The following is a 284-nucleotide window of genomic DNA, read 5'->3' on the forward strand; positions in this document are numbered from 1 at the left end:
TGGCTTCAGTACTACTCAATTGGGAAACTAACTGACTTTATTCAACGCCTTGACAAGTGGTTGAGGGCCCGAATAAGACAGTATATCTGGAAGCAATGGAAGAAGCTTAAAACTAAGGTAACTAACTTACAGAAGCTGGGGCTGTCCCAGCGCGATGCATATGTCTTCGCTAGTACCCGTAAGGGCTACTGGCGAACTGCACACAGTAAGACCTTGAGCTATTCTCTAACTAATAGAAAACTGGAACAACTCGGACTTATGAATATGTCCAAGACGCTCCAGTC

1 protein-coding gene is annotated in these 284 nt (G+C 44.7%); it reads left to right on the plus strand.

Annotated features, from left to right (window positions below; all coding sequences use genetic code 11):
• A partial coding sequence (locus tag LMB56_RS01370) for a group II intron maturase-specific domain-containing protein (RefSeq protein WP_324294717.1) occupies positions 1-284 on the plus strand: 284 nt, incomplete at both ends.

Source organism: Limosilactobacillus reuteri (assembly GCF_020785355.1).
Taxonomy (GTDB): Bacteria; Bacillota; Bacilli; order Lactobacillales; family Lactobacillaceae; genus Limosilactobacillus; species Limosilactobacillus reuteri_I.